We start from the raw sequence: 16,098 nt of genomic DNA, 5'->3' as shown, positions 1-16,098 counted from the left end.
CGATTCACCCAGGGGGGATTCTGGGAAAGCATCCGTTGACGGTTTCGCTCAACTTGAGCGGTCCGCCGTGACGGAGGCCGACGGCGACTATAGCCGAACGTTCCTGTGATTGCAGGTCGAGCGACAACACCCATCGTTCGATCACTACCAATCACATCGGGAACGTTGGGCGTTGGTCGCCGGACGTCTCGGCATCTACCCCAGCAAGCGAGCAACCGCTTCGTTTGCGTCCGTTTGAAACCTAGCAAGTGATCCCGTTCGGCAAGCGTCACAGGATGTGAGCCGGGTGGCCTGACCCAGCGTTTGGTTTGCGGCACACTGAATCCACCGAAACGTCAGCCAATCCGGCCATCCGTTCAGGACCGGTTGGTTGGAGCCGGCGGTGCGGTGAGTGCGGCAAGTCGAATGACCAAGGCCATGAGAACATTGGGTACCGACGCACCATTGTTCGAGGGAATAATCAACGAGGCGTTATGGAGAGCCTGATATGAAGGTCTTTACGACTGGACAGGTCGCCAAGATTTGCAAAGTCGCACCGCGAACCGTTTCCAAGTGGTTCGATTCGGGACGACTGAAGGGCTACCGTATCCCGGGATCGCAAGATCGTCGTATTCCGCGTGAATACCTGATCAAGTTCCTGAAGGAGCACGGTATGCCGTTGGGTGACCTGGAAGACGAAGCGATGGCCAAGTGCCTGATCGTCGCCCAGGACCAAGTATTGATCGAAAACTTGAAGCGTGAATTGCCGCCGGAGAAATCGTTCAAAGTCGCAGTTGCGGCCAGCGGTTTTGAAGCCGGAATTCAAGCCGAGAGCTTCACACCCGATTGCATCATTGTCGACTTTTCGATCGGTAAGATCGAAGCAGTTCAGATTTGTCAGAACTTGCGTAAGAATGCCGACTTCACCGATGTGATTCTGATCGCGTTGCTGCCCGATGACGGCCAGCCGATGAGTTTCGATCGCAGCAGCATCAACGAAACGTTCAAAAAGCCGTTCGACGCCCACTTGTTGGCTGAACGACTTCGAACGCTCGTTGGGACGAAGAAGGAATTGGTGTGATTGATGTCTGCCCGGCTTCCGCCAGGCAGCAACTGATCGCCGCCAAGACCATTAAAAAGGCGCCACACATTTCCCGCAGATGTGTGGCGTTTTTTTATGCGCCGACGGTAACCCGCCAAACCGTCAGGCAGAGCCTGAAAGTCAGCGGGTTCCAAGGCGGGAGCCTTGGAACCAGGAGAACCACCGCTCCCTCGTTCCCGGACTCCCGCCCGGGAACGCACTGTACCGCTGGCTCCGCCAGCCCCTCAGCGCAATGCTCCTCGTTCCCGGGCTCCCGCCCGGGAACGCACTGTACCGCTGGCTCCGCCAGCCACTTAGCGCAATGCTCCCTCGTTCCCGGGCTCCCGCCCGGGAACGCACTGTACCGCCGGCTCCGCCAGCCGGGGATGAACTCGTGAGCGACGCGCATTCACCGTCGGTCACCGGCCGGCTAAACTGCCGAACGCCGTTATCCCACTCGACTTCCAGCCGCCTGCATCAGCCCGATGGCATCCAACCACTTCGATGACCAAGGGAACGTCCACATGGTGGATGTCTCCGGTAAACCCGACACCCACCGGGTGGCCACCGCGGCGTCGGAGATCGTGATGAACGCCGCCGCGGCTGCAACGGTTCGGCAAGGTTCCGGACGCAAAGGCGATGTCCTGGCGGTCGCCCGGATCGCGGCGATCGGCGCCACGAAATGGACCGCCCACCTGATCCCCCTGTGCCATGCGATCCCCATCGAGTCGGTCAAGGTGGACTTCCAATGGCTGCCTTCTGACCCGCAAACCGCGGACGGGCCGGAATCGGATCCCATCGAGCACCGGCTGCAATGCCGCGTCACCTGTCGCACGACCGGCAAGACCGGAATCGAAATGGAAGCCATGACCGGAGCCAGCCTCGGCACGCTGGCAATCTACGACATGCTCAAGTCGGTTGATCGCCAAATGCGAATCGGACCGACGCGGTTGCTGGAAAAACGCGGCGGCGCCTCGGGCGACTTCCTCGCCTCACCGTCGTGACCGTCTCGATTCGGCGGGCCGAGTGCCAACACCGGCGACGGCATTCGGCGGCGCTTCGACTGCGGGGAATCCGCGACGATCGACCGCGTTTTGCAAAATTGACCGGTTGCCGGGTTGCCCCCCTCGCTGACGTGCGGTTGATTTCGCATTAGAGTTTCGGCTTCCTTGCTATCCTTTGCCGCCACGCAGCGCGATCCAATGGACTCATCCGCCACGTTTCACAATCAGTCTGTCACTCAGCCGGATGGTTCGGCTGAACGGCGTGCAAGCTCAGGCACGGAAACAGGAGCTCGGTCGTCCGAACCGACCCTGCCGCGTCGAGATGCCGCGGGGGCGACAGGCCATCAACAAGCTGCGGGCGAGTCCGGTGAGGGTCGTCGTCAGCGCGGCGGTTCCGTCTCGGTGGAAAGCAGTGCGTTGTTGACGTCGCTTTATCGCCCCATCCTGCGACCGTTGGCCGACGTCGAAACAACCCTCCGCAACGAATTGCAAAGCGGCTACGAAGCGGTGGCGTCCTTACTGCGTCACGGTGTGCAACTCGGAGGTAAACGACTGCGTCCGGCGATGCATTTGCTGATCGCGCGCGCATTCGGCCCGATCACCCCGGCCAACGTCGTGATCGCCACCGTGTTGGAGATGGTGCATACGGCAACGCTAGTGCACGATGACGTTTTGGACGACGCTTGCGAGCGGCGGCATCTGCCGACCATCAATTCGCTGTGGAACAATCACACCAGCATTTTGTTGGGTGATTATTTGTTCGCACAAAGTTTTCGGCTGGCTGCGACGTTGGACAACACCCGCACCTGCCTGTGGGTGGGCGAGGCCGCGCGACGCGTCTGCGAGGGCGAATTGCGACAAGTGCTCGGCCGCGACGATCTGGAATTGGACCAGGCGACGTACTTTGAGATGATCAACGGGAAGACCGCGGAACTTTGCCGCGTCGCCTGCTCATTGGCGGCCGCCGAAGCCGGTTGCGACGACGCAACGGTGTCGCGGTTGGCCGGCTTTGGATCGAATTTGGGGATCGCATTTCAAATCGCCGACGACTATTTGGATCTGTGGGGAGACGACTCCACCGTCGGAAAGACGCTGGGGACCGATTTGGAGCAGGGGAAACTGACGCTACCCGTGATCCGGGTACTGGAAACATCGTCGCCTGAGGACCGCCAGCGGATCGGTCAGATCCTGCAGGGCCCCGCGGATCAGCGATTCAGTCGCCTTCGGCCGTGGCTGGAACGGAGTGATGCTCGAACCTACACGGCGGAGACCGCCGAACGTTTCCGGCGGGACGCATTGGCATCGTTGGACGTGCTGCCGGATGGTGAATCGAAAACGTCGCTGGAACGGATCGCGGAATTCTCGATCAAACGCTCATTCTGAGCGACGCTTCGGTGCAATTGAGTCGACGGGGCGTCGGTCGCGCACGCGACGTGAATGACTGTCCGTCGCACGAAGGTAGGCGGCTGCACCGGCATCGATCCGCTTGAGCAAGCGTTCCCACCGTCGGGACCAGCTCAACGGACGTTCTGAACCGTCACGGTGCGTTTGGTTTCGCCTTCCAACCGCAATCGATTGCCTTTCGGCCCGGCCAAACGCTGCAGATGCGGTCGCCGAATCATCTGCAGCGAACGGTTTTGGGTGTCGTCGCTGCGCAGCCGCACCTGTTGATCGGCATTGGTACCGAACGCGCGCAAGCGTCGCAACAACGACGGAGCCAGCGGCTCCGACCGACTTTCCGCTCGCGCGGCAACGATCGAAGGGTCGTCGCTCATCCGCAACAGCCGCTGCAGATCGTCCAAGCGGACTTCGGCGTCGGACTCTTGGATGAAGATCAGGTCGCCGGTGCTGCGTTCCAGACCGGTTTGCCCGGCGGCTTCGATCCCGCGTGGGCGTGAATGCCGAACGACGCGGACCTGCGGGTAAATTGCCCGCAATTCATCCAGAACTTCAGGTGTGGCGTCGCGGCTTCCGTCGTCGACAACGACCACTTCGGCGGCTTCGCGCGTCAGTCCGGTCAGGGCTTCCAGGACACGTTCGACGCGGCCAGTGATTTCGCGTTCGCGATCGCGCACTGGCAGGATCACGGAGAGTTTCGTGGAGCTCATGGTCGCTTGGAGATTCGCGTGGGAGGGCCGGGGACATGCCGGGACGCAGCCCCGACGCCCGGAAACAGTCAACCCGCGGGAGATGGTGGGTCGGCGTGATCGTTTCATCGACGCGAGCCGACATCGGACTTCAACTCCAGCGGACGAACGGACTTTGTGCCGGTCGTTCCGTTTAACCGAAATCTGCCTATAATCTCGTCCCGCCTTCCTGCGGTGGCTGAAAACCTGCCCGCGGGAGCCCGCCGTCGCTTCCCCTGCTGTGCCACGCCGTGACCGAACCCGAACCGACCGATGATCCTTGTGATGTCGCGGATTTTTCCCGCGGGGTCGATGGTCTGTTGCCCGTGATCGCCCAGGATGCGACGTCCCAACGCGTGTTGATGATGGCTTGGATGAACCGTGAAGCGCTCCGCGAAACGCTCGAGAGCGGGCAGGCGGTGTACTACAGCCGCAGCCGCCAAGCCCTGTGGCGCAAAGGGGAAACCAGCGGTCACCGCCAGCGTGTGCGGGAGGTGCGTCTGGATTGTGATCGCGACACGATCCTGCTGTTGGTCGACCAGGTCGGGGCCGCTTGCCACGAAGGCTACCAAAGTTGCTTCTTTCGTCGCGTCGACGAGGGTCGGCTTCAAATCGTCGAGGAGCGTCTGGTGGATCCCGCCGCGGTGTACGCCCGGGCGACGCCGGAGCCACATCGCTCAAAGTCCTGACGCCAAAACGTCCGCCGGCGGCTGGCGCGACGAGTTTCCGATTCCCCTTTCCCGATGGCAGTCCCACAATGTCGAATACATCCCGTTTAAAAGAGCTCGGTCTTGAACTCCCCCCGGCGCCCGCTCCCGCAGGTGTTTACAAACCAGTCGTCGTCGTTGGCGACATGGCCTACGTCTCTGGCCATGGCCCGTTGGGCTACGACAAGAAATTGACGACCGGTCGGCTGGGAGCCGACATGGATGTCGAGGCCGGTTACGCGGCGGCCCGATTGACCGGGCTGGGCATCCTGGCGACGCTCGAGAAACAACTCGGATCGTTGGACCGAATTGAGCGAGTCGTGAAGCTGCTGGGGCTGGTCCGCTGCACCGACGACTTCGAAGCTCCTCCGGCCGTGATCAACGGTTGCAGCGAACTGTTCCGAGAGGTGTTTGGAGAAGAAAAAGGCGTCGGAGCCCGCAGCGCGCTGGGCACCAACGCCCTGCCCGGCGGAATCGCCGTGGAAATCGAAGCCATCTTCCAGCTGAACGCCTGATCCCACCGGGACCAGGCCCGCTCACCCGCCCAACCCTCGGGCCGGGAATCTGCCCAGTCCCCACACGGTGCTCTGTCCCCGATCTTGCGGCGGTGCTCTGTCCCCGATCTTGAACGGGTCCGCGGTGGTCAGGGGCCGCGAAAGCAGCGGACCACGCCGTTGTCATCGGCAACGAATAGCTCATCGTCGGTCACGGCCACGCCGGCGATGAACCCGCCGCGGATTTCGTACACCCATTTCTCCGTGCCGTCTTTCAATGACAGCCGAACCAGCCGGCCATCGGTCGCCGGGACCCACACGTCGTCGCCCGCAATCACCGGCGATGCGTCGGCGCGGCGGCGGAGCGTGTGACGCCAAATCCGCTTGCCGGTCTTCAAATCGATCGCATCGATCTGCTTGCGTTGGCTGCTGACCACCGCCAGATCGCCACGGATCGCCGCACTGCTGCGGTACTCCTGGGCTCGCTCCAAATCCTCATACCGCCAAACCTGCTGTTTGTTCTTCCAATTGAACGCAAACACGGAACCGTCCATCACGGGAACGACCGCCACGTCGCCCTGGATTGCGGGGGTGCTGCCGGTCGGTCCGGCCAGCGGCAACGTGTCCCCAACGGCTTTCCCGGTGTTCAGATCGATCACGTGCAGTTTCGCATCGCAGCCTCCCAAAAACGTCCGATCGCCCGCGACCGTCGGAGCGCAGCGGATCTGGTCGTCGGCCTGATATGTCCAGACCGGCTCTCCCGAGTCCGCCCGAAAGCAATACAGTTTGCCGTCCTGGCTGGCCACCAGCACATTCTCACCATAGATGGCTGCCGCACCGCTGATTTCGCCCTCGGTGGCCTGCTTCCAACGCTCGCTGCCATCCTCGGCGGCCAGGGCGTACACGTTGCCATCGATATCGCCGATGACCAGTTGATCGTTGGCCACGACCGGTGCCGCCAGAAAACCGGTGTCGTAGGACTTGCGCCACAGCTCTTTGCCGTCCTGCCGGGCAAGTGCGTAAACCGTTCCCATCACATCGGCCACGAACACACGTTGGCCGCTGACCACCGGCGTCGTCTCGATCGCTTCATCGGCTTCGAATTCCCAGGCGACGGCCAGGTTTTCCGGCAAGCTTGTCTCCGTGGCTCCCGACGCCGCGGCATCGCCGCGGGGAAAGTTCCAATCTTTGGCCCGGACCGGTGCGAACCCCAGAACGACCAGGGCCATCCCCAATCCCAGCCGACACCGTGTCGACCGAGCCATCGACCGGAGGTGGATCGACGGACCGTGATGGCGGGAGCGCAAAAGTGTTTTCAGAAGCAACATGATGAAGTTCATTTGAATGGAAATTCGATCGAAAGATTCCCGGGTCGGCCGCGATGCGGCGTCACGTCCGCAACGGGCGCAGCCAGCTGGGTCGACTGCATCTCGGAAGAACTGCACCTCGGAAGAAACAATTGTCCGAGCAAGGTCTGACCGGTCGATGGTCGGACCATTCATCGAAGTTTTCAGCGGGAGGGAGGGATCAGGCGGGCGGAACGGACGGCGTGGCGGGAAAGCGTGACGGATTCGTAAAAACTCTGCTCGCGGAGCCTCCAGATTCCGAAAAGACCCCCGCTCGATCAATGGGACCCGTCTATTATACGCTGTTCGCAAAGGCGGCAACCAATGCCGGCCGCCGGCGGGGTCGGAACCGACTCCGTGCCGACTTCCGACATTTCATCATATCCGACCCTCATAAAACATGATTTGTGTCAGCCTCGGTCGCAGCCGCCACACGCGGATGATTGCCGAACACAAGCACCTCGTCGAACAAGGAGCCGAACTCGTCGAGTTGCGGCTGGACTACATCGGCCGCGCGGTCAACCTGGGCCGATTGCTGAACGATCGCCCCGGCCCGGTCGTGCTGACCGTCCGCCGCCGCGAAGACGGTGGCCGCTGGACCAAGAGCGAACAGGACCGCTTGATGCTGCTGCGTTCAGCGATCGTTGCCGGTGCCGAGTACGTCGACATCGAAGCCGACGTTGCGTCCCAAATCCCCCGCTACGGCAACACCAAACGGATCATCAGCTACCACGATTTCTCCGGGACCCCGGACAACCTGGAGGAATTGCACGCGGCAATGGCCGAGGAGGACGCCGACATCGTCAAGATCGCGACGATGGCGAATTCGTTCGCCGACAACGTCCGCATGTTCGAACTGATCCGCAACGCCAAGCTGCCCACCATCGGGATTTGCATGGGGGAGATCGGCACGCTGACCAGAATCCTGGCCAACCGATTCGGAGCCCCCTTCACTTACGCCACGTTCAGCGCCGACAAGAAGATGGCCCCCGGCCAGCTGAACTGGAAAGAAATGCAAACCCTGTACGATGTCAAAAACATCAACGACCAAACGGAATTGTTTGGAGTGATCGCAGACCCGGTCGCCCACAGCTACAGCCCGTTGATCCACAACACGGCGTTCAAAGCTGAAGAGTTGAACGCCCGCTACCTGCCACTGCGCGTCCCCTACGACGATCTGCACAATTTCATGGAAGCGGCGGAAGTCATCGGGCTGCAGGGGATCAGCATCACCATCCCGCACAAGGAGCGCGCCCTGGATTACTGCTCCCAAGCCGAATCCAGCGCGACCGGCATCGGTGCGATCAATACCATGGTGTTTCACGACGGAAACCGACTGGGATACAACACCGATTATCGCGCGGCGATGGACTGCATCACCGAGGTCTTGCAGCGTCAGGACGCCGACAAGGAAACGGCCATGCAGGGCGTGACCGCGTTGATCCTGGGCGCCGGCGGCGTCTCACGTGCCATCGCTTGGGGATTGAAACAACGGCACGCCGATGTCGTCATCGCGTCGCGGACGGAGGCCCGCGCCAACCAGTTGGCGTCGGAGATCGGTTGCCGCGTGGTGCCCTGGGAAGAGCGCCACAACCAAAAGGTCCAATTGCTAATCAACGGAACGCCCGTTGGCATGCACCCCAACGTCGACGTCTCTCCCTACAACGCGTCGGCGCTCAACCAGTTCATGGTCGTGTTTGATACCGTGTACAACCCTGAAAACACGATGTTGATCAAGTACGCCAAGCAGGCCCAGTGCCGAATCATCACCGGGATCGATATGTTCGTCCGCCAGGCCGCATACCAGTTCAAACTGTTCACCGGCAAGGAGGCGCCGGTGATGCTGTTGCGAAAAACGATCAAACAAGCGACCAACCCCGTTCAGCTTCACTGATGGATCGACCGCTGATGAGTGAAGGAAACATTCCGCCTGCCGACGCATTTCCGGAAGGATTGAAACTCCGCCAGGCCTTGCCCTCCGACGCTGCGGCCATCCACGCTTTGATGCGTCCCTTCGTTGCTCAGCGAAAACTGCTCTCCCGCACCGAGGCGGAGATCATCGAATTGTCACGGCACGGATTCGTGGCAGTCGTCGGGGAACAAGAATCGGCGATGCGTTGCGTGGGTTTCTCGGCGGTGGAGGTCTACAGCACCAAGCTGGCCGAACTGATGTGCCTGGCCGTTCATCCGGATTATCAACGCTTCGGCGTGGGACGAAGACTGGTCAAGCTGTGTACCGACCGGGCCCGTGACCTGGGCGTCATGGAAGTGATGGCGATCAGTGCCTCGGAAACTTTCCTGCAAAGTTGCGGATTCGATTTTTCGCTGCCGGATCAGAAAAAGGCGCTCTTCATGCAACTGCGGCCCCGCCCCTACGAGCAGTGGTGAACCGCCAGCAAGAAGCGGCATCCGGCGATCACCCCGCGGTGAAGTGACGGGCGTCGATGCCCATGGCGTGTGGGAGGGTGAAGCAACCAGGCCACCAGGTCGGACGCTGGACCCACCGCTACCGCGCGGGCGAATCCTGCCCGTTGCCGTCGTCTGACGTTTCCGTCCCAGAAGAATCCGGTTCGACGTCCGGCGGTTCGGCCGACACGCCTTCGCTCCGCCCCGCCAGTTGCCGCAACAACTCCAAATCCGTCTGGGCGGAAAAGAAGTTGAACTCGCCCGCCGCCGTCATCAGGTAGGCGCCGCCGGCGTGATTGCTGGAGAAACCGCCGACGAACAGTGGGTCAATCTCGGCATCCGGCGGAGGCGCATTGATCCGATGCCCCGCGGTACGCAGCGAGGCCCGCGTCCCGCTGTTCCACGACAGCGCCCCAGGCGTCACCGCGGCGGCCGCCCGACTTGGCAATGACGCACGTCCGCCAAAATCTTGAGCCTTTTCGGCAACGATCAACACGTACGACAAACCGTCCGCAGCGTCGCGAGGTCCCAGGGGACGATTCAAGATCATCATCCCGTTGCCGTCCACGTCGATCGGTCGCTCCGTCGATGAACTCACACCGGCATACGTCGAGGCGTTGGCGGCCAAGGTGGTGATCGATGCCGGGCATTGGAACCCAGGCACGCCGGTCATCGTGACCGCGCGATTCTCGGGCGCGTACACGCCGTAGTCGAAATCGATCTGCTCATAGAGCGCCTGCTGCTCCAACCCGGGCAGAATCGCCGAAGCCCAGTTCTGGTGGTAACCCTGCGGCTCGCTGCGGATCGGCCCGGTGGCATTGATCGTTCCCGCGGGAAAATGCCCGTATCGCAACGAGTAACTTTCCAACGCGACAAACAGGGCTCTCAAGTTGCTTTCACAATCGATCCGACGAGACGCTTCGCGGCTGGTACCGACGCGCATCATGACCAAGGCCAGAACCACGACCAGGATCAGCAGCAGAACAATCAGTTCGATGAATGAGAAACCAGCCCGCGCGACGATGCAGGGTCTGGCCGGCTTTTGAGTCATGTCGATCCCCAGCGCACGCGCGTCCGGCAACAGCAGCGTTTGTTATGTCACAACGGTCATGTTATCGCGATGCACCACCGATTCGTATGGCCGATGCCCCAGAATCTCGGCGATCGCGTCGCTGGCGTGTCCCCGGATCTGACGCACCTCGTCGGCCGGATAGTTGCACAGCCCGCGTCCCACTTCGCGGCCGTCGGCATCCACCAGCAACACCACGTCGCCGGCATCGAAGTCCCCCTTCACGTCGATGATTCCGATGGCCAGCAGGCTTCGCCCGTCGTGCCGCAGGGCGCGGGCGGCACCGGCGTCCAGCACCAGCTTGCCGGCAATCTCCGCGGATCCACTGATCCAACGTCGACGGCCGCGGAGCCCGCGATGCGGCGGCAAAAACAACGTCCCGATGTTTTCTCCGCGGAGCACCTTGCCCAGCACCTGATCGTCGCGGCCGGGGCCGATGATCACCGGGTGCCCATAGGAATTGGCAAGTTGGGCCGCGGCCAGCTTGCTGGCCATGCCACCTTTGCTGAGCGGGTTGCGATGGTCCTGTGCCAAGGAGAACACCGAATCATCCAGCGATTCGACCAATTCGATGCGTTTGCTCGAATCCAATTCCGGCGGTCCGTCATACAGGCCGTCGATGTCCGACAGAATCACCAACAGCGCGTCGCCCAGCAGTCCCGCGACCTGGGCCGCCAGACGGTCGTTGTCGCCGAAGGTCGTCATCAATTCCGAAACCGCAACCGAATCGTTCTCGTTGACGATCGCCACGGCGCCGAACTGGTGGATCTGGCCGAGCGCGTTGCGGACGTGCAAGTAAGCATCGCGCCGTTTCAAGTCCGATCGCGTCAACAACACCTGTGCCGCGTGACGCCCACGCTTGGCCAATGCCCGTTCGTAGGCCTGTATCAAGTCCGCCTGACCAACCGCCGCGATCGCCTGCAACTGGCTCAACCCGGTCGGGCGTTCCTCCAACCCCAGCTTTCCCATACCGGCACCGACGGCGCCGCTGCTGACCATGATCGTTTGGCGACCGCTTTCGGCGATTTCACACAAACCTGCCGACAGCGTTTCGATCCGCTGACGGTCCAACTTGCCGTTGGAGTCGGTCAACACGCGCGTCCCGACTTTGACGACCACGCTCTGTGCGCCTTCGATCGCTTCGCTGCGAAAGTCGGACGGTTGTGCGGAAGAGGAAGATTCGGACACGGAGGCAATTCGGTCGCGGAATGACAATCAGGACAAAAGAAATTCAACCGACCGCGGCGGCATCACGGCGCATTGGAACCCGGCGAATTGGAACCCGTCGAATTGGAACCCGGCGTTTGAATCCAGCGTATTGAAACGCGTGGTCCTTGCCGGGAACGTCCTCGCCGGGAAATCGACGAAGCCCGACACGCTGGCACCCAGCCGCCAGAGTCAACTGACGAGCTTTCCGCTTGCCAAGTGCCGCGGTCCGGCAAAAGGCCCGGCGGCCCGAACGTGTCCAATGCCACGTAATTAAACTGGTGGGGTCGGCTAACCGAGCGGCAAAATACCGCCATTCGGCATTCGAAGCCATCGGGCTGGGCCGCCTGCGACATCGGCGTGGGGACAATTTCAGGAATTCGGGAGTCTCCCACGATCGAGCGGTTCGACAAATCTGGCTGCATTTGGACAATAGCGACAGTCGCATCACCGATCGCAGCGACGGCGGTCGGCCCCCGTTGTGTCATCCCCCAAACGATTGACGAGCAAAATTCGGTATGAGCGAGTTGCATCACGAGTGTGGCGTCGCGGCCATCTACCACTTGTCCGGCCGCGGACGCAGCCCGGTGTGCACCGATGAGGGGCCGCGGCAAATCTCACGCCTGTTGCCCCGAATGTTGCTGGACATCCAGAACCGCGGCCAACTGGCGGCCGGGATGACCACTTACAACCCGGATCGACCGCAGCTGTTGCACACGCTCAAGGATGTCGGCACGGTCACCGAGGTTTTCCGTCTGAACCATCGTGCCAAGTGCGAATCGCTGATGAAGCACCTGGCGGGCCGGGCCGCCATCGGGCACGTCCGCTACGCCACCTGCGGACAGGACGACCGCAGCTACGCGCAACCGTTTGAACGCGCGCACATCCACAAACGCAAGTGGTTCAGCTTCTGTTTCAACGGCCAGCTAGCCAACTACGGGGTGCTGAAGGAACGGCTGCTGGCCGACGGGGACCATCACCTGGCGTTGGACACCGACACCGAGATCATCCTGCATGAGATGGGGCGCGTGCTCAGCCATTCGACCGAACGAATCGAATGGATCGATGTGCTGCGACAAGTCGCGGCAAATTTTGACGGCGCCTACTCCATCGCCTTGCTGACCGCCGAAGGCGAAATGATCGTTGCCCGCGACCCGCTGGGCATCAAGCCGATGTGCTACGTGCACGAAGGTCCCCTGTTCGCCGCCGCCAGCGAAAGCGTGGCGCTGCTGAACCTCGGATTTGACAACGACCAGATCAAATCGCTGCCGCCCGGTCACGCGATCGTGATCAACCCGGAAGACGGACTGCGGATCGAGCAGTTTGCCGAAACCGCCAAACCCAAACACTGCTTCTTCGAATGGATTTACTTTGCCAACGTCGCCAGCACGCTGGATGACCGCGGCGTGTACCTGAGCCGGACGCGGCTGGGGGAAGAGCTGGCCGAGGTCGAACGCCGGCTGGGACGCGTTCCGTTGGACGACCCGGACACCATCATCGTCCCCGTCCCGGACACCAGCAAAGCCGCCGCAGACGCCATGGCCTACGAGTTGTCGATCCCTTGTCGTGAGGGCCTGATCCGGAACCGCTACGCGGGACGCACCTTCATCGAAGGCGGACGGGCACGCAAAGCCAAGGCGGCCACCAAGTACACTCCGCTGCGCGAGGTGATGAAAGACAAACGCGTGATCCTGGTCGAAGACTCGATCGTTCGCAGCACCACCATGAACGTGTTGCTCGACCGCATCCGCCAGGTCGGCGGTGCGCGCGAAATCCACGTTCGAGTGGCTTGTCCCCCGATCGTCGCTCCCTGCTTCTACGGGATCGACATGAGCACCATCGATCAGTTGATCGGTCCGAAGTACTTCGGTGTCGAAGGCGAATTGAGCGACGACGCCCAGCAACGGCTCGCGGACGATCTGGGAGCCGACTCGCTACGCTACCTTCCCGTCGAAGCGATCGCGCGGGCGATCGATTTGCCCGCGGAAAGTCTGTGCCAGGCCTGCGTGACGGGTAAGTACCCGACCAGCTGCGGCCAGCATCTGTACCAGATCGCCTTGGACAACCGCGGACGGGATACCGATTCCAGCCGCACCTACGAGCAACTGGCGGCATCTCTGGGACCGCAAAGCGTTTCCTGACGCCCATGTGCTCGGCCGACTTTTCGGACAGAGCCTCGCTGGATCATCCAGCCAGAATTTGTGACCAGCGACGACGTGTTCCACCACTTCACCCTCCCGCTTGCGGGAGGGTCGGAGGCGAGGCACGAGACTCCGGGGAGGGCAGAACCGGAAGCAAATGGCAACGACGCATGGCCCCTGCAATCACCCTCACCGCGTCGTCGCGGGGCTCCTCCGCGACCCTCCCGCAAGCGGGAGGGTGATGCACAGCTGCGCGACCTCCTTGCGGCAGGGGAAAGCGAAGAACGCAGGACATCGATCGATGGATCGATTGACCAACGTCCCTATCGCTCGCGAAACAGTTCGCTGATCGACTGATCGTGGTGGATCCGTTTGATCGCTTCGGCCAACAACGGTGCGACGGACAACTGGACCATCTTGGGCAACATCTTGTCGCCGGGCACGGGGATCGTGTCGGTGACCACGATGCTGTCGACCGGAGCGTCACGCAAGCGATCGATCGCCGGGCCGCACAGCACGCCGTGGGTGCATGCGATGTGAATTTCCGCCGCACCGGCCTCGTGAACCAATTTGGCGGCTCCGCAAATGGATCCGGCTGTGCTGATCATGTCGTCGAACATCAATGCAACCTTGCCCTCGACTGGCCCGCCGATGATCGTGCTCTGCCGGACTTCGGTGGCGCTGGTGCGACGCTTGTCGACGATCGCCAAACGACCGCCCAACCGCTTGCCGTGTCCCAGGGCCCGTTTGATGCTGCCTTCGTCGGGGCTCACGACCACGATCTTGTCATCGATCAGTCCGCGGTTGCTGAAGTACTCGTTCAGCACCGGCGCGGCATACAGGTGATCGACCGGGACGTCGAAGAACCCCTGGATCTGGGCAGCGTGCAAATCCATCGTCAACACGCGATCGGCTCCCGCACGCACAATCAGGTTGGAAACCATCTTGGCGGTGATCGGAACGCGACCCTCGTCCTTGCGATCCTGACGGGCATACCCGTAGTAGGGAATCACCGCGGTGACCCGTTCGGCGCTGGCTCGTTTGCAACAATCGATCATCACCAACAACTCGAACAAGTTGTCGTTGACCGGTGGGCAGGTCGGCTGCACCAGGAAGACGTCGCGTCCTCGGACGTCTTCGTCCAGCTTGCAGTAGTTTTCACCGTCGGGGAACTTGCCCAGCGAAATCGCGGCGGGCTCCAGGTGCAAATGGCGGCAAATCTTGGTCGCCAATTCCGGGTTTGCTCGGCCGCTAAAGATCTTCAGTTCACGCATAACCCATCGCCCGCATCTTTTGGTCGACCAGTTCCAACTCTTGCGGATTGTTGATCGACAAGGCTTCACACGCTTGCAGCGCCGGCACCGCTTCGACGGGACGACCACTTTCACGTAACAAACGGGCACAGTCGGTCAGGTAGTATTCCGACTGGGCGTTGTCGTTGTTCAACATGGCGAGCGCATTCAACAGGTCCCGGGTGCGGAACAGGTAGGTGCTCATATTGACCTCCTTGATCTGCAATTGTTCGGGCGTGGCGTCCTTTTGTTCCACGATCCCCATGAACGCGCCCTCGGAGTCTCGCACGACCCGCCCCAAGCCGGACGGATCGTCTTTCTTCAGTGTTCCCAGCAACAAGGACGGCTGGTGGCTGGCAAAATGCTCCAACAATGTCGTCAGGCTGGACGGCTGGATCAGCGGCGAATCACCGGCGACGACCACCGTCGGACCGGTCTGCGTCGCAAGCTGATCGCGACAGCACTGCACGGCGTGCCCGGTCCCAAGCTGTTCGTGCTGCACCACAAATTCGATCCCATGATTCGGCCGGGTCTCCAATTCCGCCCGCACGTCGTCGGCCCGGTAGCCCACCACGACAATCTGCCGCTTGATCCCAGCCTTTTCCAAAGCGTCGATCACAAAGTGGATCATCGGTCTGTCGACCACCGGGCACAGTACTTTGGGCAGGTCGCTTTTCATCCGGGTGCCTTTGCCGGCGGCCAACACCACCGCGCAGGGCCCCGCCTGGGAGGGAGCGGTGCCATGGGGATCCGCGTCGGCCGGTCCCGTTTGGGAAGAGGAGCTCATGGGCGATCTAAAAACAGCGTCAAAAGGTCCGAAATAACGGAAAACGGCCAGCCGACGAGCTGGACCGGACGAGGCTCGGGGAGGTTTCTCGTGTGGATCCGGGTCGAGTCGCGGCGTCGGAATCAGGCTCGTTTCAAAACGCGAGGGCGGCATGTTCGCAATCGCCCGACGATCCAACAACCGCCGGTGCGCAGATTCCAGCCGGCGTTTGCCAAAAAACCGCCCATCGGATCCCCAAATTGTGATTGCCAGGGTCCTGCCCTGAAACCCGCAGCAACGCAGCCCGCTTCCCACGTCGCCCCTCCGCACGTCGTCCCTGCCCAAGTCGCCCTTCCCCAGGCCGCCTGATCCCTCTCATCCCACTGACGCGAAACGGAACCGGGCGGTCGGACGACCGGAAAATCTCCCTGGAACCGGACCCGCCCCTTCTGAAATACTCCGCGCTCCGATTCCAACCGTG

Annotated in this window: 14 protein-coding genes; 8 read left to right on the top strand and 6 right to left on the bottom strand. The window is 61.8% G+C overall.

Annotated features, from left to right (window positions below; genetic code table 11):
• The first annotated feature begins 487 nt into the window (after window positions 1–487).
• From FYK55_RS20765 to FYK55_RS20755, 3 genes are all read left to right on the top strand, one after another.
• Window positions 488–1,060 carry a response regulator gene (locus FYK55_RS20765; protein WP_150078406.1) on the top strand — a complete coding sequence of 191 codons (573 nt, stop codon included), beginning with the start codon at window positions 488–490 and terminating at the stop codon, window positions 1,058–1,060.
• A gap of 485 nt (window positions 1,061–1,545) precedes the next feature.
• Window positions 1,546–2,064, top strand: coding sequence for a cyclic pyranopterin monophosphate synthase MoaC (gene moaC, locus FYK55_RS20760; RefSeq protein WP_150078404.1), 519 nt, complete (start codon window positions 1,546–1,548; stop codon window positions 2,062–2,064).
• A gap of 417 nt (window positions 2,065–2,481) precedes the next feature.
• Window positions 2,482–3,447, top strand: coding sequence for a polyprenyl synthetase family protein (locus tag FYK55_RS20755; RefSeq protein WP_235908859.1), 966 nt, complete (start codon window positions 2,482–2,484; stop codon window positions 3,445–3,447).
• A gap of 134 nt (window positions 3,448–3,581) precedes the next feature.
• Here FYK55_RS20755 and FYK55_RS20750 read toward each other — a convergent pair whose 3' ends face one another.
• A complete protein-coding gene (locus tag FYK55_RS20750) occupies window positions 3,582–4,172 on the bottom strand; it encodes a glycosyltransferase family 2 protein (protein ID WP_161604657.1) in 591 nt (196 codons plus the stop codon).
• A 269-nt stretch (window positions 4,173–4,441) separates the two neighbouring features.
• Between FYK55_RS20750 and hisI the strand changes: the two genes are divergently transcribed.
• The gene (gene hisI / locus FYK55_RS20745; protein WP_150078399.1) at window positions 4,442–4,879 is read left to right on the top strand and encodes a phosphoribosyl-AMP cyclohydrolase; all 438 of its coding nucleotides are present in this window, start codon (window positions 4,442–4,444) and stop codon (window positions 4,877–4,879) included.
• Window positions 4,880–4,947: 68 nt separating this feature from the next.
• Window positions 4,948–5,412 (top strand): RidA family protein, encoded by a 465-nt coding sequence (locus FYK55_RS20740; RefSeq protein WP_150078398.1) that lies wholly within the window; start codon window positions 4,948–4,950, stop codon window positions 5,410–5,412.
• 128 nt (window positions 5,413–5,540) lie between these two features.
• On the opposite strand, the gene FYK55_RS20735 is transcribed toward FYK55_RS20740, so the two are convergent.
• Window positions 5,541–6,719 carry an outer membrane protein assembly factor BamB family protein gene (locus tag FYK55_RS20735; protein WP_150078395.1) on the bottom strand — a complete coding sequence of 393 codons (1,179 nt, stop codon included), beginning with the start codon at window positions 6,717–6,719 and terminating at the stop codon, window positions 5,541–5,543.
• 418 nt (window positions 6,720–7,137) lie between these two features.
• Between FYK55_RS20735 and aroE the strand changes: the two genes are divergently transcribed.
• A complete protein-coding gene (aroE, locus tag FYK55_RS20730; protein ID WP_150078393.1) occupies window positions 7,138–8,631 on the top strand; it encodes a shikimate dehydrogenase in 1,494 nt (497 codons plus the stop codon).
• A gap of 14 nt (window positions 8,632–8,645) precedes the next feature.
• The gene (locus FYK55_RS20725) at window positions 8,646–9,125 is read left to right on the top strand and encodes a GNAT family N-acetyltransferase (protein ID WP_150078392.1); all 480 of its coding nucleotides are present in this window, start codon (window positions 8,646–8,648) and stop codon (window positions 9,123–9,125) included.
• A gap of 118 nt (window positions 9,126–9,243) precedes the next feature.
• On the opposite strand, the gene FYK55_RS20720 is transcribed toward FYK55_RS20725, so the two are convergent.
• Both FYK55_RS20720 and proB read right to left on the bottom strand, forming a co-directional pair.
• Window positions 9,244–10,194: a DUF1559 family PulG-like putative transporter gene (locus FYK55_RS20720; protein ID WP_161604656.1), complete on the bottom strand. Its 951-nt coding sequence runs from the start codon at window positions 10,192–10,194 to the stop codon at window positions 9,244–9,246.
• 42 nt (window positions 10,195–10,236) lie between these two features.
• Window positions 10,237–11,400 (bottom strand): glutamate 5-kinase, encoded by a 1,164-nt coding sequence (proB, locus tag FYK55_RS20715; RefSeq protein ID WP_150078388.1) that lies wholly within the window; start codon window positions 11,398–11,400, stop codon window positions 10,237–10,239.
• Window positions 11,401–11,936: 536 nt separating this feature from the next.
• Here proB and FYK55_RS20710 point away from each other — a divergent pair.
• Window positions 11,937–13,559: an amidophosphoribosyltransferase gene (locus tag FYK55_RS20710; protein ID WP_150078386.1), complete on the top strand. Its 1,623-nt coding sequence runs from the start codon at window positions 11,937–11,939 to the stop codon at window positions 13,557–13,559.
• A 323-nt stretch (window positions 13,560–13,882) separates the two neighbouring features.
• Here the strand turns inward: FYK55_RS20710 and FYK55_RS20705 are convergent, their stop codons facing one another.
• Both FYK55_RS20705 and FYK55_RS20700 read right to left on the bottom strand, forming a co-directional pair.
• Complete coding sequence (locus FYK55_RS20705; protein WP_150078384.1) at window positions 13,883–14,833, bottom strand: ribose-phosphate diphosphokinase; 951 nt, start codon at window positions 14,831–14,833, stop codon at window positions 13,883–13,885.
• Window positions 14,826–15,638, bottom strand: a complete 813-nt coding sequence (locus FYK55_RS20700; RefSeq protein WP_150078382.1) for a sugar phosphate nucleotidyltransferase — start codon at window positions 15,636–15,638, stop codon at window positions 14,826–14,828. The genes FYK55_RS20705 and FYK55_RS20700 overlap by 8 nt, the downstream gene beginning before the upstream one ends.
• Window positions 15,639–16,098 lie beyond the last annotated feature (460 nt).

It is taken from the genome of Roseiconus nitratireducens, assembly GCF_008629675.1.
Classification (GTDB): domain Bacteria; phylum Planctomycetota; class Planctomycetia; order Pirellulales; family Pirellulaceae; genus Stieleria; species Stieleria nitratireducens.
This window is presented reverse-complemented; position numbering and strand designations above follow the sequence as displayed.

Coding starts and splice junctions, on each gene's coding strand:
- FYK55_RS20705 (WP_150078384.1), bottom strand. CDS start 14,833: ATGCGTGAACTGAAGATCTTTAGCGGCCGAGCAAACCCGGAATTGGCG.
- FYK55_RS20750 (WP_161604657.1), bottom strand. CDS start 4,172: ATGAGCTCCACGAAACTCTCCGTGATCCTGCCAGTGCGCGATCGCGAA.
- FYK55_RS20720 (WP_161604656.1), bottom strand. CDS start 10,194: ATGACTCAAAAGCCGGCCAGACCCTGCATCGTCGCGCGGGCTGGTTTC.
- FYK55_RS20740 (WP_150078398.1), top strand. CDS start 4,948: ATGTCGAATACATCCCGTTTAAAAGAGCTCGGTCTTGAACTCCCCCCG.
- FYK55_RS20700 (WP_150078382.1), bottom strand. CDS start 15,638: ATGAGCTCCTCTTCCCAAACGGGACCGGCCGACGCGGATCCCCATGGC.
- FYK55_RS20725 (WP_150078392.1), top strand. CDS start 8,646: ATGAGTGAAGGAAACATTCCGCCTGCCGACGCATTTCCGGAAGGATTG.
- FYK55_RS20710 (WP_150078386.1), top strand. CDS start 11,937: ATGAGCGAGTTGCATCACGAGTGTGGCGTCGCGGCCATCTACCACTTG.
- aroE (WP_150078393.1), top strand. CDS start 7,138: ATGATTTGTGTCAGCCTCGGTCGCAGCCGCCACACGCGGATGATTGCC.
- FYK55_RS20735 (WP_150078395.1), bottom strand. CDS start 6,719: ATGTTGCTTCTGAAAACACTTTTGCGCTCCCGCCATCACGGTCCGTCG.
- moaC (WP_150078404.1), top strand. CDS start 1,546: ATGGCATCCAACCACTTCGATGACCAAGGGAACGTCCACATGGTGGAT.
- FYK55_RS20765 (WP_150078406.1), top strand. CDS start 488: ATGAAGGTCTTTACGACTGGACAGGTCGCCAAGATTTGCAAAGTCGCA.